The organism is Bradyrhizobium sp. LTSPM299, from assembly GCF_000938235.1.
Classification (GTDB): domain Bacteria; phylum Pseudomonadota; class Alphaproteobacteria; order Rhizobiales; family Xanthobacteraceae; genus Bradyrhizobium.
The window spans coordinates 220,817-243,336 of sequence record NZ_JYMU01000031.1 but is presented as its reverse complement, the minus strand read 5'-3'; the positions used below and the strand labels follow the sequence as shown (position 1 = coordinate 243,336).

Sequence of the window (22,520 nt, the reverse complement as noted above, 5' to 3'; positions counted from 1 at the left end):
GTCTCAAGGTAAGGATGAACAAAATCGACGGCGCAGAGCGCTGGAGGACGAAGAGAAATGAGTGACCAGCAACGCCCTCGCCGGGCCAGATGATTTTACGGCTCCGATCTACATTCCGTGGCTCTCAAATACCTTCTGGCAACTCTTGCTGAGCTTCGTGCGATTTTGCTGCAGGCACTGCTGAACCGCGCCGTCATCGCCCAATTGCTGTCGGCAGTATTGCTGTGCGTCGCGCCTGCACGCCCGTTGCTCTTGCGGAGTGCCCATATGGCCCTGAGCGAATGACGATGACGCTCCGATTAGTAACGTCGCGGTGGCAAGCATGAGTTGGCGCATCGATCACCTCCATGAATCCCAAAATCGAATTGATGGATAAAGCCGAGATCCATTGCGCGGTTCCTCAGGTACCGGTCGCGCAGACGGCGGTTTCAGAAGTGGAACTTTGGCAGACGTCGGGACTTTCCCTCCTTTCCGCGGTGGTCGCGGGGGAGGAGAAGAGATGAAAAAGCTTTTGGTGGTCGCGCTTGCCGCCTGCGCCTTTGCAGCAATTCCCGCGATGACGGCATCAGCAATGCCTATTGCAGCAGCGGGAAATCTTGCCGGCTCTGATAGTTCCGTCATCCAAGTTAGAGGCGGTCATGGCTGGGGTCATCGCGGCGGTCGCGGTCACCACTACGGCTGGGGCCGAGGGCGCGGTCACCATTATGGCTGGCGACATCATCGCCGCTGGTGATGTCCTTCGCTGACGGTGTGCTGTTGCCATAACGACTATGCCGGCGCAGCAAATCGCACCGTGACAACCTCGCGCCCGAACGGATTGTGCGAGAGCCGGCAACCATCTCTCGCTCAACCGTTCGCGTCTGTGCGACCCGAACCACCGGCCGAGCCGATCTACCTTGGCCGGCAGTGCCACTTCCACGCTGTCGCAATGATCGTATCGAGGTCCGAGTGCGACAGCCGGCACTGGAGCCGGGCCTGAGCGCGCCCGGGGGCAGCCCATAGCGCGGCGGGGTCGCCGGGGCGTCTCGGCCCTGTTCGGACGGGCACGGCCTTCGCGGTGATGCGTTCGACCGCGGCGACGATCTCGCTGACGGAATAGCCGACGCCGGTGCCGAGATTGAGTGTGTCCGACGCGCCGCCGGCCAGGAGATCGCGCAAGGCCCGGACGTGGGCATCGGCGAGGTCGCTGACATGGATGTAGTCGCGGATCGCGGTGCCGTCGGGGGTCGGATAATCGGCGCCGAGAATATCGAGGTGCGGCAGATCGCCGGCGGCGGCCATCAGGGCGCGCGGAATGAGGTGCGGCTCCGGATCGTGATCCTCGCCGGTCTCCCCGTCGGGATCGGCGCCGGAGGCGTTGAAATAGCGCAGGATGATCGAACGCATGCCGTAGGCCGCGCCATAGTCGCGCAGCATGCCCTCGACGATCATCTTGGTCCGGCCATACGGGCTGATCGGCGCACAGGGCATGTCCTCGGTCACAGGCATCGCGGCCGGCAGTCCGTAGACCGTGCAGCTGCTCGAGAACACCACACAGTCGATGCCCGCCCCGCGCGCCGCTTCCAGCACCACCTGCGATCCCGTGACGTTGTTGTCGTAATAGATCGCGGGGTCCGCGACGGACTCGCCGACATAGGCAATCGCGGCGCAGTGAAGGATTGCCTCGGGACGGTGCTGACGCAGCACCGCATCGAGCCGCTCGCGATCCCTGATGTCGCCTGTCTCAAGCGTGCCCCACTTGACCGCCTCCCGGTGACCACGGCCAAGATTGTCGTAGGTGACGGGAACGAGACCGGCGGCCGCGAGCGCCTTGCAACTGTGGCTCCCCACATAGCCGGCGCCGCCGGTCACAAGCACGGAGGTCATGCGGAGGCACGCAGCAGATCGTCGAAATAGGCGATGCAGCGCTGCAGACCCTGGTTGAGCTCGATCGTCGGCTTCCAGTCGATCAGCCGCCCGGCGAGCGAAATGTCGGGACAGCGCTGCACGGGGTCGTCTTCAGGCAGCGGCGCGGTGTGGAGCTGGGAGCGCGAACCCGTCAGCGCGATGATCCTGGCTGCTAGCTCGCCGATGGAGATTTCCACCGGGTTTCCGAGATTGACGGGACCGGTCACGTCGTCGGAGGTCCGCATCAGCCGCACGATGCCTTCGATCAGATCGTCGACGTAGCAGAACGCCCGGGTCTGGCGGCCAGAGCCGTAGATGGTGATGGGCTCGCCGCGCAGCGCCTGGACGATGAAATTGGAGACCACGCGGCCGTCATTGACGTGCATGCGCGGGCCGTAAGTGTTGAAGATACGGGCCACCCTGATGTTCAGATTGTGCTGCCGGCGATAGTCAAAGAACAGGGTTTCGGCGCAGCGCTTGCCCTCATCGTAGCAGGCGCGCGGACCGATCGGATTGACGTGACCGCGGTAGTCTTCGGTCTGCGGATGAACCGTCGGATCGCCATACACCTCGCTGGTCGATGCCTGAAAGATCCGCGCCCTGAGCCGTTTGGCGAGGCCCAGCATGTTGATCGCCCCATGCACGCTGGTCTTGGTGGTTTGCACCGGGTCATGCTGATAATGGTTCGGCGACGCGGGACAAGCGAGATTATAGATTTCGTCGACCTCGATATAAAGCGGGAACGTCACGTCGTGACGCATCAATTCGAACCGCTTGTTGTCGAGAAGCTGCAAGATATTGTCGCGCGTACCGGTGTAGAAATTGTCGACGCAAAGCACATCATGGCCATCGGCCAGCAGACGCTCGCACAGATGTGAGCCAAGGAAGCCGGCCCCTCCAGTTACGAGTATTCGTTTTCTCTTGAACAAAACCACCTCCCCAAATCGTCTCTTTTTGCGAGCGCCCCTGCCGACACGCGGTGACAGCACGCTGCTGGATCACTCACACCGTCTCCATCGGATCCACTTTGGTAAAATAGAGCCGGCTTTCCCTCAGGGCAAAAATGCGCCGCGCCCGCGATATCAGTTCGGCGCCCGAACGGCCTCTCGGCGTGATGACGATCCGGCCATCCCGAAATTCAGCCCGGCCGCCCTCGACCAGGGCGTCGATCCGATCGCTGATGAATCCCCTGAAATGCTGGTCGTAGAGCGGCTCGACCCCGATTGCGCGCGATCCGGTTCGCGCGACCACCAGCAGCATCTGGACGGACAGCGACCGATAGCAGGTCCCGTAGGCGTAAATCATGATGACCGTGGCGAACCAGTACAGCGACGCGCATTGCCAGTAGTCCAGTTCGGCAAGCACAGAGGCCCCCACAATCACGCCCGCCACATGAATAATCAGCGCAGCACTGACGATGATCCCGATCGCGTTTCGTCGTTGGCTGACACGAACCACCACCGGAACCACGACGGCCAAAACCACCAGACTGATCAGGCCGACCAGAAACGACATCAGCGGCCAGGAGGCTTCGAGAAATCGAAATAGAACATTGCGAACTTGAGCAGCGCTACAGGCAAGCGCGCGCCCGGCACGAGCCGCACGGTCGACTGATCCAGCCCGGCAGCGCGGCTGCCGAGCAGCAGGTTGAGCCGATCCCTGAACATATCCCGTATGCCGAAGCCGTGTCCGTAGTCGGCGAGCCATGGCTCGATCTCGACCGGTCCCGGGTTCGCGGACAGGCTGACAAGCAGGGTCGTCGAGACGCCCGCTGCCACCAGAAGCCAGACGATCAGCGTGGTGAGGACGGCAGAACAGATGATCAAGCCGCCGGCCAGCACGTCACCCGCTACCTTGGCATCGAGGCGCCAAAACTCGCGGTCCGCCACGACCAGGCCAACCCACAAGACGATCGCGAGCAGGCACCCGAGGCGAAATCGCTTCCGGAGATCGCGGACCGCAAATGGTCCTCGCGAAAGTGCAAGCAGGAACAGCGGGACCGAGGCACTGGCTGCGAAGCTGGCCATCACGATCTGTGAAGGAACGATCACCAAAGCCAACAAGGTCCTCCCAGTTCCTTCATCGCGGCATCTTGCCGTAACCCTATTCTGCCGCAACGCCGTTGCCAATGGCGCGGCGCCATCCTAGCGTCGCGGCCGCATTCAACCGAAGTGGCGGTCCATGAACAGGGAGACTTTAGCAGATGCGGCAAAATCCGGAGAGGTAACTCTCCCGGTTCTCCCACCGCATGTCGAGATCCTGTCGCCGGCCGAAGCAATCAACTTTCCGAGTGAATGGTACGACATCATGGATGAACACCATTTCTGGATGATCTGGCGGACCCGTGCCTTCCTGCAGCAGTGCCGGACGCTATCGATCTCGATGGAGACGCCGCTCACAGTTCTGGAGATCGGCTGCGGTCAGGGTATTCTGCGGACAATGCTGGAGGCAACAACGCGCTGGACGATCGACGCAGTCGACCTCAATGTCGCTGCGCTGGCGCACAGCGCGCCGGGCCGCGGCCGCACGGCGCTCTATAACATCCACGATCGAGCAGCCGATCTTGCGGCTCGTTACGACGCGCTGATCTTGTTCGACGTGATCGAGCACATCGACAGACCGACGGAATTTCTCGCTTCCGCGCTCCATCATCTCAAGCCGGGCGGCCATGTGTTCATCAACGTGCCCGCCCTGCAGAGCCTCTACAGCAAGTTCGACGTCGCAGTCGGTCACTGCCGAAGGTACACCAAGACGACGCTGGAGGCCGAGTTGACCGGCGCTGGCGTCCGCAAGGTGGACGATCGCTATTGGGGCCTGACCATGTTGCCCGTGCTGACGCTGCGGAAATTGCTGGTCTCGCTGGGCCGCGAAAACGACGGCAGGTCGACAACGATGGTGCAGCGCGGAGTGCAGCCGCCGAACCGGCTGGCCAACGCCGTCCTGACCGGAGCGATGCAGTTCGAGACGCACGCAGTGCCTAATCCACCGCTCGGAACGTCCCTGCTCTATGTCGGCCAGGCCGGATAGCGGCGCCTGTTTCGAGATTACGGAAGCTCTGGATCGATGCTGAGCGGGCCCAGGCGTTTCAGAAGGGCCGGCTCTGTGCCTTTCATGGTCACGTTTGAAGCGAACAGGAACGGCAGCAGAAATCCCGCCGCCGATCCGAACAGGCCGATCGCGCCCGGAAGCCACTCGCCGTTCCAGACCAAACCGGCGCACACCAGCGGAAACACCAGCGGATATAGCCGGAAGTGCGAGCCATTGAGCCATCGAAAATAGGCGATCGCAAACGCCGCCACGAAGGCGGCCACCACATACACGATCGCAACGGCGGGTGCTGGATGGCGCAGCAACGCCACGACCGACCAGCCAGCAGCAGCCAGATGGGCCGCAATCCGGTAGGCGCGCCATTTTCGATCGGGGTCGGCAAAGTTCAGCCCCGCCAATCCGGTATTGGCGATCAACGCCGCTGCCGGCGCCCCCGTCCCTGCCAGAATGAGACCGAAAATGGCGTTCAGCGTCTTTCCCTTGCGAAACCAGAACTCCGGAAGTGTCATCGTAGCCGCGAGCGCGACCGCCGCGAGCGCCGGCCATGACGCCGTCGCCACCATCGCCGCGACGACGACGACGCAACCGGCAATCTGGAGCCCAAGCCGCTCGAAGCGGCCGACCTTGGCCTGGCGGCCGAGGTGATCCGCGATCGCGAGCGCCTGGCGCGCGAAGCGCTCGCCCAACACTTCGTTCTTGGCGTCGCTTCCGCCTGCAACCTTGCCGCCCAGATCGCCCCGGACATAGAGCGCCACGTCGTCGAGAGGAAATTCGAGGGTCTTCGGCTCGTCGCCATCGCGCCAGGTCACGACCCAGACGTCGGCGTTCTTTTCGACCTTGAGGCTCTGCGCGATGCGACGGTGGCGTTCCGCCGGCACGTGCGCGCGCAACATCCAGAGATGCTTCAGCAGCAGAAAGCGCAGCGCGTGGTGCCTGTTCATGTCATTACGGCCGGTTACGAGGCTCGCCTGACCAGCTTCTCCGGCAGGACGGCCGGATCCAGATGTTCGCCGGTCCGGTCCCAGAGGATCTGGGCAGCGAGTTCGCGCAGCTCCTGGGTACTGAGTTTCTTCAAGACCGGAGGCCGGACGTTGAAGTAATGGAATCGCTCGATCATCGGCTTGAGGTAACGCGCCGAGATCGTGATCTCCGGATAGCTGCCATACATGCAGCCGCTGCACGACCGCGTGTACGAATAGGCGTCTTCATGAATGCGCCCGTCGCGATACCATTCCGGAAACTGCGGATCGTAGATCGGATACTTCCCGTTGGTCTCGAAATCACAGCAGACCTTGAGATTGCCGTTCGGCGCGATGGCGAAATACAGGTTCGGCGAGTCGCACACATTGTTGTTGCGCCGACGCCACTGCAGCGGCTCCTTTGCAACAAAGCGATAGATGTCGTCGAGATACTCGTCGGAATCGTAAAGGTTGAGGCCGGCGCGCCGAAGCGACTTCAATTGCTCGGTGACCTTCTTCACCTCGGCGTAGCGTTCCTTCGGGAAGGTCACGACCGATTCATCGTCGAAGGTCTGGAAGCCGCGCGGCTTGTCGGCGGTCGATACATGGACCGGCACGACCGAAACGCCCCAGCCGATCGCGGTGGCAAAACGGATCACGTCCTGGATGTCGTGGAGATTCCGCGGCATCAGCACGTTGTTGAAGAACGCCGTGCCATTTTCAGGGAATATCTCGTTGATGACGGAAACGGACGCGATCGCCCGCTCCCAGCTCTTGCTGAAGCCGCCGTTGATGGTGTCCTGCAGCTCCGGACGCAGACTGTCCAGGGAAATGCTGATGTCGTGCGCGCCGTTCCGGACGCACTCCTCGAGCGCTTTGCGGGTGGCAAGTCCGTTGGTTTGCATTCGCACGTGAATGCCCCGTTCGGTGAAGGTTTTCACGATCTCCGGCAGGTCCCTCCGCACGAATGGTTCCCCCCCGATCAGGAGGACCACGCAGACACCGATCGCAGCCAGATTGTCCGCCATCAGACGGATCTGGTCGATCGCCATTTCCTGCGCGTTGGCATCCGCGTAGATGATGTTGCACTGCTCGCAGGCAAGATTGCATCGTGCCGTGATGTAGAACTGGACATAGGCCGGGCTGGTCTTGGTCAGAAGACTCCGCGCCAATGCTATTTTCTGATCGAGACTGAAATAGTCCATGCCTGCTTCCTTCCGGACAGCGAAGAAAACAACTGGCCTGCCGGTGTCGCGGTTCAGGGGCAGCCCTTAGCAGCTCCCGGGTAATCACTAAAGCGCGTGAGCGTCAATCCACCAATCCTGATGACATATTTGGGCGTCCGGCCGTCGAATGTCGGGTCGGCGTCCTCCCCTTTATGCACGATAACAACCTGGAACGCCCCGCAAACGTAATTAACCTTGCGATCCACCTCTGCAAACGAACGGGCCCGATAGACAAGTTTTCCCGAAACTGCCGCTTCCGCTCCGAAAGGCACGGTCTCGAAATCGGGTGAGAAGACCACATCGCGGTAGCTCGTCATATCGTGAATCGTCAGCCACGGAACGGCGCCGGCGGGATCGATTCTACCAAGAATGTAGGGGGTCTGCCTCGGCCACGCTTCGGTACCGATCCAAAGGGCAAACGCCAGAACGCCTACGGTGCCGGCGATGCGCCCGACGCTCTTCCACCAGCCATTCGACCACCCGGATAACCAACGCTGCAGGACGGCCGCGGCCATCAGCGGCAGGAACACACCCGGGACCATCGCCAGCGGCACCACCACTTTGGCCAGCGACCAGGGATGGATATAGGTGTGCTGCTTGAGCACGATCATTTGCGCGTACGCGGGAACAATCGAAAGTAGAAACATCGAGAACAGGCCAAAGGAGGCCTTTCGCGCTACGGAATCGGTCCGGGACGTGATCAGGAGGGCCACAGACAGCACGAGGCAGATGACAAATCCGACGCCGATCAGGACAGGCGCCGTGTCCCAATAGTAGAAACGGTGGGACTCGTAGAATGCCGGAAAGAACCTCACCGACGAGACCGGATGGTCGGAGGTCTCACCAATTCGGTATACCAACTTCCACGCCAGTTCTTCGATCGATGCGATCACCCCGTCCTTTGCGGCGATCGATCCCGGCGTGCGAAACCGCCAAATCAGAAATACCGCAAAGGTCACGAGCGGCAACGCCGTCAGCGCCCAGGCTTCCTTGCGTTTCATCGGGCTGCCGCGGTCCGTCCACGCCCCGACCAGCCGGAGAACGAACCAAACGGCAAACACGAAGTAAAACAGCCAATCGACGAACAGGCCGCAGATCAGAATCGCGATTTGAAGCCAGTAATATCGGCGCGCCGACGACCGATTGGACGCCCCAAGTTCGAGCGCCACGGCAAAGAGCAGCAGCGCGTAATAGACGACGATATGGGTGTCGAAGGCGTAGATCTGGGAGAAGAAGTAGACCGCACCGCGTGGAAACAAGACCAGGCATGCTGCCACGATCGCGAGCACTACACCCTCGATCCTGGGGCGGCGCAGGAGGTTCGCGGTGAAATACGCCGCCAGAGACAGGAAGAGCGCAATCAATCCGTGGCCGGCGACATTCAGCCAATTGACCATCGTGATGTTGGGTTCGGTGCCAGTCAACAGAGCGACCAGATAGAGCGGGAGAACCGCGCCCGGCGGCCACGACTGGTACATGGCATAACGCAGGTCCGGCGTCGCCGTTTCCACCGACAACGGGGCGTAAGGCATCGAGAACAGCATCTGCCACGGTCCCTCGATCCACCAATTGCGGGCGAACATCATCATCACCGTCGTGATGTAATCGAGGTCGAACACCGGGATCTGATGGATGTAGGGAAAACGCCAGTCCAGCACGACGATGTACACGACGCACACGCCCAGGATGGCACAGGCCAGCGACGCAGCGGTGCTGTTCGAGCACCTTGTCGTGTCTGAGGTCATTGCGAAACTCTCGTCATCGGAAGATGTGGCTGGACGTCATTCGACCGACCGGGTCCTCAGCTCGAAGCGAGCCGGGGCCGCTCCGGAACCGTTGACGCCGGTTCGGTTTCTCCGGTGCGAACCTGCTGCTCGACGAGCGAAACGCCGAGCCGCTCGGCCACGACATAGACCGGACGCCGTTTGATCTCCCCATACATGCGCGCGACGTACTCGCCGATGATGCCGAGCGACAGCAGCTGGATTCCACTGAAGAACTGCAAGGCGAGGAACAGCGACGTATAGCCGGGCATGTCCTGGGGCGCGTAGCCAAAGATACGGACCTCAAACAACCGCTGCAGCAGCAGCAGCACTGCGCCCAAGATTGCACCGGCCGACGCCACCAGTCCGGCGAGCGAAATGAACCGCAGGGGCACATCGGAAAAGTTGAAGATGCCGCTTGCAGCGAGACGGACCAGGCGCACGAACGAATATTTGGGTTCCCCCGCGCGCCGCGCGTCCCGCTCATAGGGAAAACCGCACTGACGGAATCCTGCCCAGGCGCGCAGGCCACGGAGAAAGCGCCCGTTTTCCGGGAGGCTCCGAAGCACGTCGGCGACCTGGCGATCCATGACGCAGAAATCGCCGCTATCGAGCGGGACGTGAATATCGGCCATCTTCTGCCAGACCAGATAGAAGGCACGGTAGCAGAACCGCTTGAAGAGGCCCTCCTTGCGTTTGAGGCGCACGCCGTAAACCACCTCGAATCCGTCGCGCCATTTCGCGAGCATCGCGAGCAGCACCTCCGGCGGATCCTGGAGATCGGCATCCATGATCGCCACTGCGTCGCCGGACGCGTGGTCTATGCCAGCCGACACGGCTGCCTGATGGCCGAAATTCCTCGAAAAACGGATCAGCTTGACCCGTGGATCGCGCTTGCGGATGTCGCGAAGGATGGCGGGTGTTGCGTCACGACTTCCATCGTCGACATAGATGATTTCAAAGCTGAAGTCGTGCGACGCCCCCAAGCATCGATCAAGTTCGGCGTGAGTGGAGGAAATAACCTCGCTCTCGTTGAAGCAAGGCACGATGACGGACACGCTGCAGTGCAAAATACTTCCCCCACCAAAAGCTCGCCGAACTCGGCCGGCGACTTGCAACAAATCAGGCACTCAAGAACAGACGCAACCTTTAGGCGCTATCGAAAGAGATCGGTAGAAAAATTACCTCGAGCCTCGACTTCGCGCCCAGTGCCGCCAACCGGCCAGCAAGGCCGCCCGCGAATGCGCACCCATTGATTACCCTTGAATGCCGTCGCGTCTATCGAAAAAGCACTTTGCCACGTCGATTGAGCTAGCGGAAATCAGTGCCTTAGTGCAGCCACTTCGGACTAGATCGTGGGCCGAGAAGGTCCGTCGGGCTCGCCGGCCCTCCTCAGACGTGGCCGCGGAACGCTGCACATCGGCAACCGCGACGTCGTGGGCCGCTTTGCTATCTCGATATCGGGCTGGTTAGTGCGGCGAGAGTCCACACAATTTCGGAATATTCGAAGAATATCCCTGAGTTGCCTGACGTGTCAAGTTGCCTCGTCGAGCGCCGGCAGCCGCCGGCTACTTTGCATGGGGTTGTTTTCGATATTTAGGCAGCGCGCACCTGCGGCGGGGCCCCGTCGGTGCGCGAGCCTCTCTTCGGTATATTGCAGGTCAGTGACCGACCATCCCCGACCCCATCGCGCCGTCATAGCCTGACCAGCCCGGCTGCGCTGCAACATTACTGGGCGCGGCATAGGCATTGTTGCTGTTTCGAAATTGCTCGGTTGCTATGGCGCGGTGATTCGTCCGCGTGCGGTGGTGTCCGGAGGCAGCCGCCGCCGCTTGCGCGGTTAAGACCGCAATGATCGAGGCACCGACGGCTGCAAGAATTGTCTTTCGCATCGTTATCTCCCATTTTCTGGCGGAAAGCCTGGGTTCGTACTTTCCGATTGCCTGGAGATAGCGATGGTTTGGTAGCCTGATTATGGGTGAAATTTTGAATAGACCTTCCTTTGGGAAGGGATAATCCGCGACGACCGCATTCTCTTCATTCCAGAAACAATCGACCCCGCGGGACCGCTTGCTTTGGGCGTTCTCAGCAAGCACACGATCTCGCTCGCAAGGACATCTAAGGAACCGGACATCGCGCCTCCCCCAAATGAGTTATGGCAGCATCCGGCGCGACCGGATAAGTTGATAGTTGTTTTTGTTCATTTATTGGACCTGCGCAGTGCGGATCTTACTCATTGTCCTGGGGATATGGCTGCTTCTGAACGTCCTCTTCGTGGTCGTGACGGCCCCGCCGCGCAAACCGCGGCGGACCGAACCGGCGCGCCAATCCGGCAGTGATTTCGCGCCTGCACCGATCGACAAGAACGGCTATCCGTTTGAGGACGACGAGAAGGTCTCCCTCCGCCACATCATCGTCTCGGTCGGGATGGGCGCGTTCTTCGTGCTGTCCCCGTTTTTGCTCGAGGCGATCGAAACCACGAAACGCCTCTTCAAGAGAGGCCGCGAATAACCCGCCCCCGCCTGCAAGCACTCATGACCTCGACCGGGCTTTCGACATGATCACAAGGCGCGATTGGGCATTCGTCGTGGTCTGCATCGCAGGCGCACTGCTGCTCGGTATCTGGAGCTTCCAATTGGGTCTCGAGTTTCATCGATCCCAGTCTGGCGCCACCGATCTCAGCAGCGCGCGTCGACACAGCGGTGATGACGCTCCGGACAATTTGGTAACCCGCGGCGCTGAGTAGGTCGGAGGCAGCCACGGGCTCGCTCCGCAAGGTCTAAATGCGTTGGCCATGCCCCCGCGAGCCGGCGTCAACGTGAAATGCGAGTTCGCCCGCGTCAGTGATGCCGGAATCATAGCCATTGCGATATCCGGCCCGGTAGAACAGCGTGGCCACTGCGCACGAGCAAAGGGCCAGAATGACGCTCGTCATAGGTTGCCTGCCATCTTTCTTCGGCGGCCCAACGCGAGCCACCAGTTGCGCCGCCGACCATAGCGCGGATTGCGGCGCTCCCACGGCTAAGCCGTGTCCCGCATGGGTCTGACCCAGCGTTTTGAGTTTCGCAATTTTCGCTCCGCACTGAAACGATGCTGCGTCGCCGTCAGAAAAGCTACGCGCAAGCCATGCCGGGAAAACGAGCCATGCCGGGAAAGACGGCGATGTCGTCGTCCGTGTTCGCCCGATCGCGCCGCTTGCGACCGCCGATCGCCTTCGTGCGAAGGTGACGGATATCCAGCACGCGCAGCGCAATCGGCACGCGCTGCAAAATCCAGCGAGCGTGATCGGCAGCTTGCCTGATCACGGTCATCACGGTCGCGACGCGCGTGAAGATGCCGACCAGGAAGATCATCGAGAAGATATCGATGTAGGCGAGCATGTCGCCAAGCAGCAACAATTCGGGAGGCAGCGGAATCCGGTGCAAATACGCGAAGACGAGGATGACGACCGGGACGAACGCGACAACCCGTCGCAGCGTCAGCCGATCCAGAAAGGCGGCGAGTTCAACAACCAGGATCTGCCACAACCAGTCGCCCAGCTCGGCGGGCTTGTCGATCGTCCAAATCTGCCAATACGTCTGCCAAAACTGCTTCCAGATCTGCCACATCGTCGTGGGCGCCCCTCCAGGGCTGCAATGTCAGGCAGCCGCTCCAAATGGACCACACCGCCACGGCAGGTTCAACACCGCCAGGTGTCACGGATCGGATGACACCTGGTTTCCGTTGCCGTCGAGCAGGCTGGCTTCGTCGCGGCCGGACTCCGCCGACGGAAAGACGCGCTCGTAGTTCGCGCGGGCCTCACGTATCAGTCGCGCACGCTCAAGTTCGGACTTCGAAATGAACCGGATAACTTCGCCCATTTGCTCTCCAACGCAGTCTGTTCGATCAATCCGATCGACAATGCGAACCTCGTGCCAGATTGGTCCAAGAGACCTAAGTTCCCTCACCTCTGTGCTGGTGACTTGCCCCGACATGTCTCACCGGATCACCCGCGGCGGCATCCGCTGCGGGCCGAACGCAAAGCGCGGATTGTAGCCGCAAGAGGCGTCTTGGCCGGATGCGGTTGCCTGACACTGTTGGTAGGTCTGGAAACCGCAATAGCCGGGATACCCCTGCTGCCTACCCTGGATGCACCAGGGATAGTCATACGGATCGGCCGCCGCAGGCGATGCAAGGCCCATAAGCGAACCGGCACCGAGCGCCGCAAACGCCAGAACTGCCCAAATTGTCGCGCGCATGGTCCCGTTTCCTCTTCCGATCGAGCCCCACCAGTTGATGTAGGTACGGAAGCGGATGACGCGAGGTTTCCAGCCGCCGTCTCAAGAAGCCGTGAGGGCCGATCGAGACCAGTTCCCCACGCCAAATGAAGGCGGCTGGCCGGCCTTCAAACTTGCACGCCTGATCCGTCGATGCCTGCTGTCCCGGTTCCGCTGGACGCATGTGGTCAACCGGCAGTTAACGCAACGGGTGCGGTTGAGGTGCGCAACTTAAGCGCGCTGCAATGCGCACGCTCTAATCTCGATGCCGGTCACCATGACGAACGACGACAGACGACCAGTCTGTCGCACAGGGGAATATTCATGCGTTATAGGCTCGTCGCCTCGGTCATCCTGTCGCTCACGCTTGGCCCTGCACTGGCTGGACCACGAACATCCGAGCCGTCCAGTGCGCCCACACCGACGCCGACCGGCTTCGAGAGATATCGCGGCTATGTTTTCGATCTCTCCGAGAACACCGAACGCAAGGACGTCGCTGACCTCGCCGACATGGTCCGCCGCCAGCTCGACGTCGTGGAAGCGGCGCGCTTCAGCCCGAGGGTGCTGCAATTTTTCCACAGCGTGCCGATCGTTGCGAGCGAGATGGCGTGTCTTGAGGAGGGAGCCGCCGCGGCCTGCTACGGCATCATGTCTCCTGAATGGGACCAGCGCACGACGCGCGATATCACCATCTGGGATCACGACAAGCAGCAGTGGACCAATTCGGACCCACTGGCACTTGCCGTCGATTCCGGCATTGGCGTCATCAAACTGCGCCCGAACATGATGCGCTCTGAGAAGGACCCGGTGCTGCTGCACGAATTCCTCCACGCCTATCACGCCAAGCTGATGCCGAACGGCTATGAAAACAAGGTCATCAAGAATTTCGCCGGCGAAGCCAAGTCAAAGGAGCTGTTCCCCAAGGAGGCCTACGCGTTGAAAAACCATCAGGAGTTCTTCGCGGTTACGGCGAGCATCTTCCTTGCGGGCAAGGATTCTGCGCACGAACCCTATACGCGCGTCAAGCTCAAGGAGAAGATGCCGGAATACTATAAGTATCTCGTCGGCCTGTTCGGCTTCGACCCGGAAGAGACAGGCGTCACGCCCGTCGCATCGGCGAACTGAGTTTCGACGCTAAAAGAGCACGAGGCCCGGTGTGCCTAGGAGACCGGGCCTCGCGTCTTCTGTCCCCCGCCTCACGTGGCGGATCAGGTGATGTCTGATGTCACGCGTGTTAAATCAAGTCTTCCGCGCGATCCATTCCGGATGACTACGGTATCGGCCGCGTGATCAGATCTCACTTGCTGTAGCTGTAAAATCCCTGACCGGTCTTGCGGCCGAGATGACCGGCATCAACCATTTCCTTCAAGAGCGGCGCGGGCCGGTACTTGGGATCGTTGAATCCGGTATAAAACACCTCCATCACCGACAGCATCGTGTCGAGGCCGATCAGGTCGGCGAGCGCGAGCGGTCCGATCGGGTGGTTACAGCCGAGCTTCATGCCGGCATCAATCTCCTCGGCGGTGGCAATGCCCTCCTGCAGCGCGAAGATCGCCTCGTTGATCATCGGGCACAGGATGCGATTGACGGCAAAGCCCGGGCTGTTCTTCGCAGTGATTGCGACCTTGCCGACGCGCTTGGCGAAAGCGGTTGCCTTGGCGACAGTATCGTCCGACGTCTGCAGCCCGCGGATCAGTTCAAGCAGCGCCATCACCGGAACCGGGTTGAAGAAATGCATCCCGATGAAGCGGTCGGGACGATCCGTCGCGGCCGCGAGCCTGGTGATCGAGATCGACGATGTGTTGGTGGCGAGCAGCGTGCTCGGCTTCAGCGATTCGCAGAGGTCCTTCAGGATCTTGATCTTGAGGTCCTCATTCTCGGTGGCAGCCTCGATCACCAGGTCACAGGCGACGAGCTTGGCTTTGTCTGACGTCGCCGTGATGCGCGCCAGCGTCGCCTCGCGGTCGGCAGCGGTCATCTTCTCCTTGCTGACCAGGCGATCGAGGCTTGCCCCGACCGTCTTCAGGCCGCGCTGCACCGCGGCGTCGGAAATGTCGACCATGGTGACGCCGAGCCCCGCTGCAGCGCTCACCTGGGCGATGCCATTACCCATTGTCCCGGCGCCGATGATGCCAACCGTCTCGATCATTGCGTTCGTCCTTCCCGTCGCTTGAGCCGCCCCGCGGCACCATCAAGAAAATGCGGACCTGCCATCCGCGGATCGCGCATGCATAGCAGTCCGGTCAGGCGGCCGATACGGGAACGGCTGGTATCCTGGTGATGCTATTCGGGGCGCGGCGGCAACGATTGCCGCGGCGGCACAGCCGCGCGTGGCGGCACCCTGAGTCGCGGCGACTCGGCGACGCGCGACGGCTCGAGCATGCGATTCAGCCTGACGATCCACCAGGCCAGCCGTCCGTAGCTGCGGCGAAGCGCCGGCAATATCCCCTCGTCGATGTCATGCTCCGGGTCCATCTCCGCGCCTTGCTAGCCTCCATCCTTGAATGAACGGTTTGGTGCAATCGCGCAGTGGAGGATCAGCCTTTAAGAAATTGCTAACCAAGCCTGATAGACCGAATCACCGTACTCATGAGGTAGACTGGTTCCACACGGAAATAGTGGCAAGGCGCGACCTTCCGCTACTTCCACGCGAGCCGGAAGATTGCTAGTTTGTTACAGGGATGGCACTCAGAAACGCTGGGGGATGCGGTGTTTCGATTGTTTCGGTGGTGGAGGACGAGCAAGCTGACGTTGGCTTGCCCGAATTGCAAAGAGATCGCCTCGTCGGGTGTGTTCCGGCACGGGCGCTATCTGCTGGGCGACGCGCCATTGCGTTGCGACCATTGCGAATCCGCGGGGCCGGTGACGTTGTGGCGCTTCGAGGGGCTGTCGCAACGCCGATGTGCGGCCGCCGGCCACGCCTATCCGCGGCAGTCGCTGCTGTCGGATTCGTCCGCGAACTAGATCGGCGACGTTCCGCAAAGCGCGCTGATGTCGCGTCTGCCAGTTGGGCGGCTGTTGCGCGCGACCAGTAATCTCCCGGATTGATGACCGATACCACGGCGCTGCAACATCGCGCCGGCCGGCATGCCTCGCGTTGAGTTGATCGAATTTTGGAGCGAGCGCCGCGACCTAAGAAAATAACCGATGAGGGCTATGCCCATGCTTGCCGAAAAATTCTTTTTGTATCTCGAAACGTTGCTCAAGAGCCCAACCCACTCCGACGGAAGCCCGCGCGTGGTGAGTACGTCGCCCCATGTGCCGGTCAAGCTCCCGGGCAGCAAATAATCCCCAGGCCCACATCGTCCGGAGGTCTGGACCACTGACGGGATTGCTGTCAGCTTTGTCGCGCGGACGTTTGGTCCGCGATGAGGTCAGTCGATGAAACGCGCAGCCCGTTGCCTCCGATATGCGCCGCTCGCCACGCTCGCCCTGATCGTTGGCGCGCTGCCCGCGGCAGCCCAGGAGCTGTGGCCGGCCTTTCCGCCCGAACTAGGCCTGCGCGCACCGCTGGCGGACGTTTGGCTCCCCTACCGCTGCAGCACCGGCCCCGTGCAAAACTTCTACCACGGCGCGCTCTACCGCGAACCGCCTGCGATCTATCGCGGCTACGCCTATCGTCCGTACTATCGCTACACCGCCTCGCGCGTTGTGCCGCGAACCTATTTCTGTGTGGACGAGCACGTGAGGCATCTCACAGCCCGCTAACGTCAGGTGCGCTACACAGGCTCCGTAAGAGCACGGAGCCGTCATGGGCAACAGGATCGATTTCGGGACCATCATCGTTGCGGTCTGCGTTGCCGGATACGCGGCGATCATGCTCGCTTGTGTGGCCCAAACCGGGTTCGGCCTGTCCGCCGCGCAGATCCGTCATCTCTCGATGATCACTGCACTTTTCATCGCGCTCCCGGTGGCGCTGGATTTCCTGCGCCCACGGCCCGACAAGGCTCGCTGAGCCAGCGCTGATGACGGCATCGCGCGTTCGCCGCGCGCTCCGATCCGGCGCGTCGCCGATTCACTCAACGCAACATGGCGCTGGCTGAAACGACGCGAATCAGCACTACTCCACAACTGATCATTGCTTGAGATTCCGGCGGCATGACCCAGCCCGAGGTCTTGGATCAGAATATTCGCGCCCTGCAGGAATGGCTGCGCAAGGCTTGGCTGCAGCTCGGGGATCCTTCGCTCACCGCTTTCTCCCGTCGCGAATTGCGCAACCAGATGAAACAATGCAGCGCGGATCTGCGCATGCATTTGCAGACCGCATCGGAGCGGCCACCGCAGCCCTCCGCGAAGCCCCCCAAAGCGTTCGCCAAGCCAGAGCTGCGGCTTCTCGCCCTGAGCTAGGCACAATCACGGGCCGTCAGGCGTTGCCACGCTCGGCGATGGCGCGCGTGCCAAAATGCCGCGTTGCCCGCCGCATGCGCGTCATACCTGCGGCCGGCTTGCGCCTGACCGCCCCACAAGGCACAGCAAATCAGTTCCGGCGTGCCTATATAGGAGCCGTTGTGTCGCGGCGAACGCCGCCGAATGCTTTAGGGACCCCTGTGTTATATCTGGAACTTGCGATCGTGGCGGTGCTGATCGTCGTCAACGGTCTGCTGTCGATGTCGGAGCTCGCCATCGTCTCGTCGCGCCCGGCGCGGCTTGCGGCCATGGTCGAGAAAGGCGTCAGCGGTTCGCGTCGCGCGCTCGTCCTCGCCTCCAATCCCGGAAAATTCCTGTCGACGGTGCAGATCGGCATCACGCTGATCGGGGTGCTGTCCGGCGCGTTCTCGGGCGCAACGCTCGGCCAGCGCCTCACGCAATGGCTGCTCGATATCGGGTTGTCGCCGGGCCTTGCCAACGCGCTCGGCGTCGGCCTCGTCGTCGGCGTGATCACCTATGCCTCGCTGATCATAGGCGAGCTCGTGCCGAAGCAGATCGCGTTGCGCGATCCAGAGGCGGTCGCGGTGAAGGCCGCGCCGGCGATGACGCTGATGGCAAAACTCTCGCTGCCGCTGGTGTGGCTGCTCGAACACTCCGGCAAGGCGCTGCTGTGGCTGCTCGGCCATCGCGAGGACGCGCAGGACCGGATCAGCGAGGACGAGATCAAGACGCTGGTGGTGGAGGCCGAGAACGCCGGCGTGCTGGAGCCCGGTGAAAAGGAGATGATCGCCGGCGTGATGCGGCTCGGCGACCTTCCGGTCGGCGCCGTGATGACCCCGCGCCACGAGGTCAGCCAGATCGACCTCGCCGACCCCGCGCCCGAGATCCTGGCGACGCTGCAGAAGAGCAGTCACTCGCGCTGCGTGGTGTTCGACGGCAATCGCGACCACGCGCTCGGCATCGTGCAGGCCAAGGACGTGCTCGACGTCTATCTCGCCGGCCGCACGCCCGACATCCGCGCGCTGACGCGCGATGCGCCGATCATCCCCGAGACCGTGGATGCGCGCGATGTGGTCGCGATCCTGCGCGATTCCGCCGTGCATATCGGCCTGGTGCATGACGAGTACGGCACCTTTCAAGGCGTCGTCACCAGCTTCGACATTCTCGAAGCCATCGTCGGCGCCTTCCACACCGAGGAAGGTCCGGCGGAGCCCGCCTATGTCAGGCGCGACGACGGCTCCTATCTGATCTCGGGCTGGATGCCCGCGCTCGCCTTCGCCGACTTGCTCGGCATCGCGCTACCCTCGCCGCGGCCCTACCAAACCGCGGCGGGCTATTTGCTGCATGAGTTCGGCACGATTCCCAATGTCGGCGAGAAGATCGCCGCGCAGGGCTGGGACTTCGAGATCGTCGATCTGGACGGCCGGCGCATCGACAAGATCCTGGTGAGCCGCGTGCAGGCGGCCTGACGTTGCGGTGCGGCCGCCCTGTTGATAACAGGCAGGAATGCGAAACAGGCGGTCCTGCTGTGCTATCGGCATAGCTGTCCGAGCCAATCACGGAACTGATCCCATGAAACTTACCCTCGTCGGCTCCCGCCATTTCGGCGTGACGACCTTGAACATGCTGCGCGAGCACGCCGTCGAGATCGCCAGGGTCGTCGTTCATGACGGCGAGGACCGGCTGGCAGCGGCAGCCAGGGCTGTTGGCATCGAGGTCGCCGTGCAGGCCGATCCCAAGCTGGTGACGGCGTCCGAGATCGCGCCCGGCACCGACCTAATCGTGACGGCGCACAGCCACGCCCGCGTCAGCAAGGAAGCGCTGGCGGCAGCCCGGCTTGGCGGCATCGGTTACCATCCGTCGCTGCTGCCCCGGCACCGTGGAATCGCGGCGGTCGAATGGACCATCAACGAAGGCGACCCGATCGCCGGCGGCACCATCTACCACCTCGCCGACCGGATGGATGCCGGCGCGATCGCGGCGCAGGATTGGGTGTTCGTGAAGAAGGGCGAGACGGCGCGGGAGCTATGGGAGCGGGCGCTGGCGCCGCTCGGCCTGCGCCTGCTCGGAGAGGTCATCGATTACGCGAAAGCCTTCAAGACCTTGCCGGCAAAACCGCAGGACGAGCAGTTTGCGACCAAGGCGCCCAGCCTACCCGGCAGCAAGCATTAGGTCCGGAACGGCCGCATCCGGACACGCCCGCAAGCAAGCCTCCCATGCGATTTTTTCGTTCCGGACCCGGAACCAGATTCACTATGATGTGTTTGAGTCCACAGGAACTTTCCTGGATTCTGCGGTGCAGCAAACTTTGGTCACATTGTGCCCGGATAAGCCGTGCCATCACACCAAAATTACGGGGAATTGATTCATGCGTTCGAACCGCATCCGCGACCTGATTGCCTGCTCCCTCGCCGCTGTCGCCGTGCTTGCCGCTGCGCCTGTTTCCGCCCAGCAGCCCTATGATGGCCTTTGGCAGGTCACCGTCGTGACCAAGACCGGCAGCTGCGAACCGTCGGCCAGCTCGACCCTGACCGTGGCCGAGGGCAAGATCAGTGGTCCGGGTGCCGCAATCTCCGGCACGGTGGGCAGCGGGGGACTTGTGCGAGTCTCGATCAATGGTGCATATGCGAACGGTCAACTCAATGGCAACTCCGGATCGGGGAAGTGGAATGGGGCATCAGCTGGCGTACCGTGCAGCGGCCGATGGGAAGCGTCCCGTCAGTAAGATCAGCAGCGCGGCGGGAATTTTTGCCAGGGCGCGGCGGCCTGCATTTGCAGCCGTCGCGTTTTTCATAACGGCCATGGCGAGCACCGCCGGCCACGCTCAGTCGGGCCCGTTCGCGGGCCTCGCCGGTAGCTGGTCGGGCAGCGGCTCGGTCACGCTGGACGACGGGTCAAGCGAGCGGATTCGCTGCCGTGCAACCTACCGTGTCTCCGGCCCGACCATGGCCATGACCCTCACCTGCGCCAGTGACGCTTACAAGTTCAACCTGGCAGCCGACGTGCAGGCCGAAGGCAGCGCAGTCACCGGCTCCTGGAGCGAGGCCAGCCGCAATGTCAGCGGCAACCTGCAGGGCCGCGGCGGCGGCGGCAACTTCCAGGTCGTCGCGAGCGCCCCGGGCTTCAACTCCGACATCTCGTTGCGCACCAGCGGCAACCGGCAATCGGTGACGATCAGGGCCGACAGCCAGTTCCGCGGCGCCAATATCACGCTGACGAAGTAAATTCGACCCAGTCAAAGAAGCCCTCGGGATCGCGCGGTTCCGAGGGCTTTTGTCTACATGATGCTAGGCCGTCCGCGGCTTCGCGAGCTTCTCGGCGGTCTGCTGGATGTTGCGGGCCAGCAGCAGCGCCTGCTCCTTGTTGAGGATGAAGTCGCGCGCGCCCTTCGCCGTCTTCATCGAGATTACCATGATGTCGGGCTGATCATTGGGCCAGCCGGTCGCGAAGCCCGTGAGGAATTCCGGCTTTGTGAGATTGTCCATTGCAGTCAATCCTATGTGGCAGGAACGAACGCGGTGACTTCGATTTCGACCTTGGCGCGCTTGTCGACCAGGCCGTCGATATAGAGCAGCGTCGAAGGCGGAAAATTGCGGCCGAGCGTCTCCTTCCATGCAGCCCCGATCCCGGCGCCCGCGGCTTCATATTCGCTGCGGCTGGTCAGGTACCAGGTCAGGCGGACGATGTGCTCGGGTCCCGCTCCGGCTTCGCTCAACAGCTTGATGATACGCTTCAGCGCGCTGCCGATCTGAGCGGCCATATCTGGCTGATACTCACCCTTCTCGTCACCGCCGGTCTGCCCGGCCAGCACGATCCATTGGCCCGGGCCGTCGAAAGCGACGCCATGCGAAAAGCCGCGGGGTTTCGACCATTCGGCCGGTTGCAAAACATGCATGAGCAGATCCTCCTGATGACTGTCATTCCGGATGGCTCGTTTCATTTGCGCCCCGGAATGATCACATATTCGAACGCTGCTTAGCACCGATTACCCGGACGACGCATCACCGCATCGGCGGAAATGCGCGTTGCAAATTCTCGTCAACTCGCCGATACCGGCCGTCCCCGCCTCACCTCGTCTTCGGCCATGGACCGCACTCCCTCAAAGACTCGCGCCGCGCTGTGGATGTCGGGTTGGCTCTCGCTGATGTTGGTCATGGTGGTGGCCGGCCGCGAGGCGACGCGCGAGGTGAACGTCTTCCAGCTGATGGAAGTGCGCTCGGTGCTCGGCTTCCTGATGCTTTATCCGATGATCCGCATCAATGGCGGCTTCGCGATCCTGAAGACGGCGCGCCTCCATTTGCACATCGCGCGCAACCTGATCCACTATACCGCGCAAGTCGGCTGGTTCTACGCGCTGGCACTGATCCCGATCGGCCAGGTGGTCGCAATCGAGTTCACGATGCCGATCTGGACCGCGCTGCTTGCGGCAAGCTTTCTCGGCGAGCGGATGACAATCCCGAAGATCGTTGCGATCATGCTCGGCGTCGCCGGCGTGCTCGTGATCGTGCGCCCGGCCGCCGGCGAGATCAATCCGGGACAGTTGATCGCGCTTGCCGCCGCTGTCGGCTTCGGCGTCTCGCTCGTCATGGTGAAATCCCTGACGCGGACCGAACAGGCAGTGGCCATCATCTTCTGGCTCTTGACGATTCAGGCGGTCGTGAGCTTCGTGCCAGCGCTCTACGTCTGGACTTGGCCACCGCTCTCGACGTGGGGATGGCTCGCAGTGATCGCGTCCTGCGGCACCTACTCACACTATTGCATGGCGCGCGCGTTGCTGCACGCCGATGCGACCGTGGTGGTCCCGATGGATTTCCTGCGGGTTCCCCTGACTGCGATTGTCGGCTGGCTGGTCTACGCTGAACGGCTGGATGCCCTCACGGTGCTTGGCGCGGCGTTGATCCTGACCGGCAACCTTTTGAACCTGAAGCCGAACGCACCGGTTTCAGCTCGCGCGTGACCGTGAATTGGCTGGCGATATGTGAGCTAGGTCACACCACGCGTTTTCGCGAACCG

29 protein-coding genes are annotated in these 22,520 nt (G+C 62.0%); 12 read left to right on the top strand and 17 right to left on the bottom strand.

Going from position 1 to position 22,520, the window contains the following annotated elements:
- Positions 1 to 108: 108 nt before the first annotated feature.
- Positions 109 to 336, bottom strand: a complete 228-nt coding sequence (locus tag UP10_RS18695) for a cysteine rich repeat-containing protein (protein ID WP_044588743.1) — start codon at positions 334 to 336, stop codon at positions 109 to 111.
- 11 nt (positions 337 to 347) lie between these two features.
- On the opposite strand from UP10_RS18695, the gene UP10_RS44380 reads away from it, so the two are divergent.
- Positions 348 to 503, top strand: a complete 156-nt coding sequence (locus tag UP10_RS44380) for a hypothetical protein (protein WP_156180131.1) — start codon at positions 348 to 350, stop codon at positions 501 to 503.
- A 388-nt stretch (positions 504 to 891) separates the two neighbouring features.
- Here the strand turns inward: UP10_RS44380 and galE are convergent, their stop codons facing one another.
- The 4 genes from galE to UP10_RS18675 all read right to left on the bottom strand — a co-directional run bounded on the left by galE (position 892) and on the right by UP10_RS18675 (position 3,947).
- Positions 892 to 1,866, bottom strand: a complete 975-nt coding sequence (gene galE / locus UP10_RS18690; protein ID WP_044588742.1) for a UDP-glucose 4-epimerase GalE — start codon at positions 1,864 to 1,866, stop codon at positions 892 to 894.
- The gene (locus UP10_RS18685; protein ID WP_044588741.1) at positions 1,863 to 2,816 is read right to left on the bottom strand and encodes a UDP-glucuronic acid decarboxylase family protein; all 954 of its coding nucleotides are present in this window, start codon (positions 2,814 to 2,816) and stop codon (positions 1,863 to 1,865) included. The genes galE and UP10_RS18685 overlap by 4 nt, the downstream gene beginning before the upstream one ends.
- Positions 2,817 to 2,889: 73 nt before the next feature.
- Positions 2,890 to 3,402, bottom strand: coding sequence for a hypothetical protein (locus tag UP10_RS18680; RefSeq protein WP_044588740.1), 513 nt, complete (start codon positions 3,400 to 3,402; stop codon positions 2,890 to 2,892).
- Entirely contained in the window at positions 3,402 to 3,947 is a 546-nt protein-coding gene (locus UP10_RS18675; RefSeq protein WP_156180129.1) for a hypothetical protein, read from the bottom strand. Before UP10_RS18675 ends, UP10_RS18680 begins: the two co-directional genes overlap by 1 nt.
- Before the next feature lie 121 nt (positions 3,948 to 4,068).
- On the opposite strand from UP10_RS18675, the gene UP10_RS18670 reads away from it, so the two are divergent.
- The gene (locus tag UP10_RS18670; protein WP_082077173.1) at positions 4,069 to 4,914 is read left to right on the top strand and encodes a class I SAM-dependent methyltransferase; all 846 of its coding nucleotides are present in this window, start codon (positions 4,069 to 4,071) and stop codon (positions 4,912 to 4,914) included.
- A 17-nt stretch (positions 4,915 to 4,931) separates the two neighbouring features.
- Here UP10_RS18670 and UP10_RS18665 read toward each other — a convergent pair whose 3' ends face one another.
- From UP10_RS18665 to UP10_RS18645, 5 genes are all read right to left on the bottom strand, one after another.
- Positions 4,932 to 5,876, bottom strand: a complete 945-nt coding sequence (locus UP10_RS18665) for a hypothetical protein (protein ID WP_044588737.1) — start codon at positions 5,874 to 5,876, stop codon at positions 4,932 to 4,934.
- Between the two features lie 14 nt (positions 5,877 to 5,890).
- Complete coding sequence (locus UP10_RS18660; RefSeq protein WP_044588736.1) at positions 5,891 to 7,099, bottom strand: radical SAM protein; 1,209 nt, start codon at positions 7,097 to 7,099, stop codon at positions 5,891 to 5,893.
- Positions 7,100 to 7,152: 53 nt separating this feature from the next.
- Entirely contained in the window at positions 7,153 to 8,865 is a 1,713-nt protein-coding gene (locus UP10_RS18655; RefSeq protein ID WP_044588735.1) for a hypothetical protein, read from the bottom strand.
- Positions 8,866 to 8,921: 56 nt separating this feature from the next.
- Positions 8,922 to 9,941, bottom strand: a complete 1,020-nt coding sequence (locus UP10_RS18650) for a glycosyltransferase family 2 protein (protein ID WP_044588734.1) — start codon at positions 9,939 to 9,941, stop codon at positions 8,922 to 8,924.
- Between the two features lie 603 nt (positions 9,942 to 10,544).
- Positions 10,545 to 10,979 (bottom strand): hypothetical protein, encoded by a 435-nt coding sequence (locus tag UP10_RS18645; protein WP_044588733.1) that lies wholly within the window; start codon positions 10,977 to 10,979, stop codon positions 10,545 to 10,547.
- Positions 10,980 to 11,103: 124 nt separating this feature from the next.
- Here UP10_RS18645 and UP10_RS18640 point away from each other — a divergent pair, with 124 nt between their 5' ends.
- Entirely contained in the window at positions 11,104 to 11,394 is a 291-nt protein-coding gene (locus UP10_RS18640; protein ID WP_044588732.1) for a hypothetical protein, read from the top strand.
- 602 nt (positions 11,395 to 11,996) lie between these two features.
- On the opposite strand, the gene UP10_RS18635 is transcribed toward UP10_RS18640, so the two are convergent.
- The 3 genes from UP10_RS18635 to UP10_RS18630 form a co-directional block, all read right to left on the bottom strand.
- Positions 11,997 to 12,491, bottom strand: a complete 495-nt coding sequence (locus UP10_RS18635; RefSeq protein WP_044588731.1) for a hypothetical protein — start codon at positions 12,489 to 12,491, stop codon at positions 11,997 to 11,999.
- 87 nt (positions 12,492 to 12,578) lie between these two features.
- On the bottom strand, positions 12,579 to 12,743 hold the full coding sequence (locus UP10_RS45325) for a hypothetical protein (RefSeq protein ID WP_197086851.1): 165 nt from the start codon (positions 12,741 to 12,743) through the stop codon (positions 12,579 to 12,581).
- Positions 12,744 to 12,860: 117 nt separating this feature from the next.
- Positions 12,861 to 13,121 (bottom strand): DUF3551 domain-containing protein, encoded by a 261-nt coding sequence (locus UP10_RS18630; RefSeq protein WP_044588730.1) that lies wholly within the window; start codon positions 13,119 to 13,121, stop codon positions 12,861 to 12,863.
- A 342-nt stretch (positions 13,122 to 13,463) separates the two neighbouring features.
- Between UP10_RS18630 and UP10_RS18625 the strand changes: the two genes are divergently transcribed.
- Positions 13,464 to 14,264 (top strand): anthrax toxin lethal factor-related metalloendopeptidase, encoded by an 801-nt coding sequence (locus tag UP10_RS18625; RefSeq protein WP_044588729.1) that lies wholly within the window; start codon positions 13,464 to 13,466, stop codon positions 14,262 to 14,264.
- Between the two features lie 172 nt (positions 14,265 to 14,436).
- Here UP10_RS18625 and UP10_RS18620 read toward each other — a convergent pair whose 3' ends face one another.
- Positions 14,437 to 15,288: a 3-hydroxybutyryl-CoA dehydrogenase gene (locus UP10_RS18620; protein WP_044588728.1), complete on the bottom strand. Its 852-nt coding sequence runs from the start codon at positions 15,286 to 15,288 to the stop codon at positions 14,437 to 14,439.
- 134 nt (positions 15,289 to 15,422) lie between these two features.
- Entirely contained in the window at positions 15,423 to 15,614 is a 192-nt protein-coding gene (locus tag UP10_RS18615) for a hypothetical protein (RefSeq protein WP_044588727.1), read from the bottom strand.
- Between the two features lie 906 nt (positions 15,615 to 16,520).
- Here UP10_RS18615 and UP10_RS18605 point away from each other — a divergent pair.
- The 7 genes from UP10_RS18605 to UP10_RS18575 all read left to right on the top strand — a co-directional run bounded on the left by UP10_RS18605 (position 16,521) and on the right by UP10_RS18575 (position 20,731).
- Positions 16,521 to 16,847 (top strand): hypothetical protein, encoded by a 327-nt coding sequence (locus UP10_RS18605; RefSeq protein WP_044588726.1) that lies wholly within the window; start codon positions 16,521 to 16,523, stop codon positions 16,845 to 16,847.
- Between the two features lie 43 nt (positions 16,848 to 16,890).
- On the top strand, positions 16,891 to 17,094 hold the full coding sequence (locus UP10_RS18600) for a hypothetical protein (protein ID WP_044542218.1): 204 nt from the start codon (positions 16,891 to 16,893) through the stop codon (positions 17,092 to 17,094).
- Positions 17,095 to 17,237: 143 nt separating this feature from the next.
- A complete protein-coding gene (locus UP10_RS18595; RefSeq protein WP_044542219.1) occupies positions 17,238 to 17,486 on the top strand; it encodes a hypothetical protein in 249 nt (82 codons plus the stop codon).
- Between the two features lie 200 nt (positions 17,487 to 17,686).
- Complete coding sequence (locus tag UP10_RS18590; protein ID WP_044588725.1) at positions 17,687 to 18,976, top strand: hemolysin family protein; 1,290 nt, start codon at positions 17,687 to 17,689, stop codon at positions 18,974 to 18,976.
- 103 nt (positions 18,977 to 19,079) lie between these two features.
- The gene (locus tag UP10_RS18585) at positions 19,080 to 19,679 is read left to right on the top strand and encodes a formyltransferase family protein (protein WP_044588724.1); all 600 of its coding nucleotides are present in this window, start codon (positions 19,080 to 19,082) and stop codon (positions 19,677 to 19,679) included.
- Between the two features lie 196 nt (positions 19,680 to 19,875).
- Complete coding sequence (locus UP10_RS18580; protein WP_044588723.1) at positions 19,876 to 20,232, top strand: hypothetical protein; 357 nt, start codon at positions 19,876 to 19,878, stop codon at positions 20,230 to 20,232.
- Positions 20,233 to 20,308: 76 nt separating this feature from the next.
- Positions 20,309 to 20,731, top strand: coding sequence for a hypothetical protein (locus tag UP10_RS18575; protein WP_156180127.1), 423 nt, complete (start codon positions 20,309 to 20,311; stop codon positions 20,729 to 20,731).
- 63 nt (positions 20,732 to 20,794) lie between these two features.
- Here the strand turns inward: UP10_RS18575 and UP10_RS18570 are convergent, their stop codons facing one another.
- Positions 20,795 to 20,992, bottom strand: coding sequence for a hypothetical protein (locus tag UP10_RS18570; protein WP_044588721.1), 198 nt, complete (start codon positions 20,990 to 20,992; stop codon positions 20,795 to 20,797).
- Positions 20,993 to 21,003: 11 nt separating this feature from the next.
- Complete coding sequence (locus tag UP10_RS18565; RefSeq protein ID WP_044588785.1) at positions 21,004 to 21,402, bottom strand: RidA family protein; 399 nt, start codon at positions 21,400 to 21,402, stop codon at positions 21,004 to 21,006.
- 189 nt (positions 21,403 to 21,591) lie between these two features.
- On the opposite strand from UP10_RS18565, the gene UP10_RS18560 reads away from it, so the two are divergent.
- Positions 21,592 to 22,464: a DMT family transporter gene (locus UP10_RS18560; RefSeq protein WP_044588720.1), complete on the top strand. Its 873-nt coding sequence runs from the start codon at positions 21,592 to 21,594 to the stop codon at positions 22,462 to 22,464.
- Positions 22,465 to 22,520: the final 56 nt, after the last annotated feature.

Excerpts from the sequence above, each read along its gene's own strand:
- UP10_RS18695 (WP_044588743.1), bottom strand. The coding sequence starts at position 336 with ATGCGCCAACTCATGCTTGCCACCGCGACGTTACTAATCGGAGCGTCA.
- UP10_RS44380 (WP_156180131.1), top strand. The coding sequence starts at position 348 with ATGAATCCCAAAATCGAATTGATGGATAAAGCCGAGATCCATTGCGCG.
- galE (WP_044588742.1), bottom strand. The coding sequence starts at position 1,866 with ATGACCTCCGTGCTTGTGACCGGCGGCGCCGGCTATGTGGGGAGCCAC.
- UP10_RS18680 (WP_044588740.1), bottom strand. The coding sequence starts at position 3,402 with ATGTCGTTTCTGGTCGGCCTGATCAGTCTGGTGGTTTTGGCCGTCGTG.
- UP10_RS18670 (WP_082077173.1), top strand. The coding sequence starts at position 4,069 with ATGAACAGGGAGACTTTAGCAGATGCGGCAAAATCCGGAGAGGTAACT.
- UP10_RS18665 (WP_044588737.1), bottom strand. The coding sequence starts at position 5,876 with ATGAACAGGCACCACGCGCTGCGCTTTCTGCTGCTGAAGCATCTCTGG.
- UP10_RS18660 (WP_044588736.1), bottom strand. The coding sequence starts at position 7,099 with ATGGACTATTTCAGTCTCGATCAGAAAATAGCATTGGCGCGGAGTCTT.
- UP10_RS18655 (WP_044588735.1), bottom strand. The coding sequence starts at position 8,865 with ATGACCTCAGACACGACAAGGTGCTCGAACAGCACCGCTGCGTCGCTG.
- UP10_RS18635 (WP_044588731.1), bottom strand. The coding sequence starts at position 12,491 with ATGTGGCAGATCTGGAAGCAGTTTTGGCAGACGTATTGGCAGATTTGG.
- UP10_RS45325 (WP_197086851.1), bottom strand. The coding sequence starts at position 12,743 with ATGGGCGAAGTTATCCGGTTCATTTCGAAGTCCGAACTTGAGCGTGCG.
- UP10_RS18630 (WP_044588730.1), bottom strand. The coding sequence starts at position 13,121 with ATGCGCGCGACAATTTGGGCAGTTCTGGCGTTTGCGGCGCTCGGTGCC.
- UP10_RS18625 (WP_044588729.1), top strand. The coding sequence starts at position 13,464 with ATGCGTTATAGGCTCGTCGCCTCGGTCATCCTGTCGCTCACGCTTGGC.
- UP10_RS18620 (WP_044588728.1), bottom strand. The coding sequence starts at position 15,288 with ATGATCGAGACGGTTGGCATCATCGGCGCCGGGACAATGGGTAATGGC.
- UP10_RS18615 (WP_044588727.1), bottom strand. The coding sequence starts at position 15,614 with ATGGACCCGGAGCATGACATCGACGAGGGGATATTGCCGGCGCTTCGC.
- UP10_RS18605 (WP_044588726.1), top strand. The coding sequence starts at position 16,521 with ATGAAACGCGCAGCCCGTTGCCTCCGATATGCGCCGCTCGCCACGCTC.
- UP10_RS18600 (WP_044542218.1), top strand. The coding sequence starts at position 16,891 with ATGGGCAACAGGATCGATTTCGGGACCATCATCGTTGCGGTCTGCGTT.
- UP10_RS18595 (WP_044542219.1), top strand. The coding sequence starts at position 17,238 with ATGACCCAGCCCGAGGTCTTGGATCAGAATATTCGCGCCCTGCAGGAA.
- UP10_RS18585 (WP_044588724.1), top strand. The coding sequence starts at position 19,080 with ATGAAACTTACCCTCGTCGGCTCCCGCCATTTCGGCGTGACGACCTTG.
- UP10_RS18580 (WP_044588723.1), top strand. The coding sequence starts at position 19,876 with ATGCGTTCGAACCGCATCCGCGACCTGATTGCCTGCTCCCTCGCCGCT.
- UP10_RS18575 (WP_156180127.1), top strand. The coding sequence starts at position 20,309 with ATGGCGAGCACCGCCGGCCACGCTCAGTCGGGCCCGTTCGCGGGCCTC.
- UP10_RS18570 (WP_044588721.1), bottom strand. The coding sequence starts at position 20,992 with ATGGACAATCTCACAAAGCCGGAATTCCTCACGGGCTTCGCGACCGGC.
- UP10_RS18565 (WP_044588785.1), bottom strand. The coding sequence starts at position 21,402 with ATGCATGTTTTGCAACCGGCCGAATGGTCGAAACCCCGCGGCTTTTCG.
- UP10_RS18560 (WP_044588720.1), top strand. The coding sequence starts at position 21,592 with ATGGACCGCACTCCCTCAAAGACTCGCGCCGCGCTGTGGATGTCGGGT.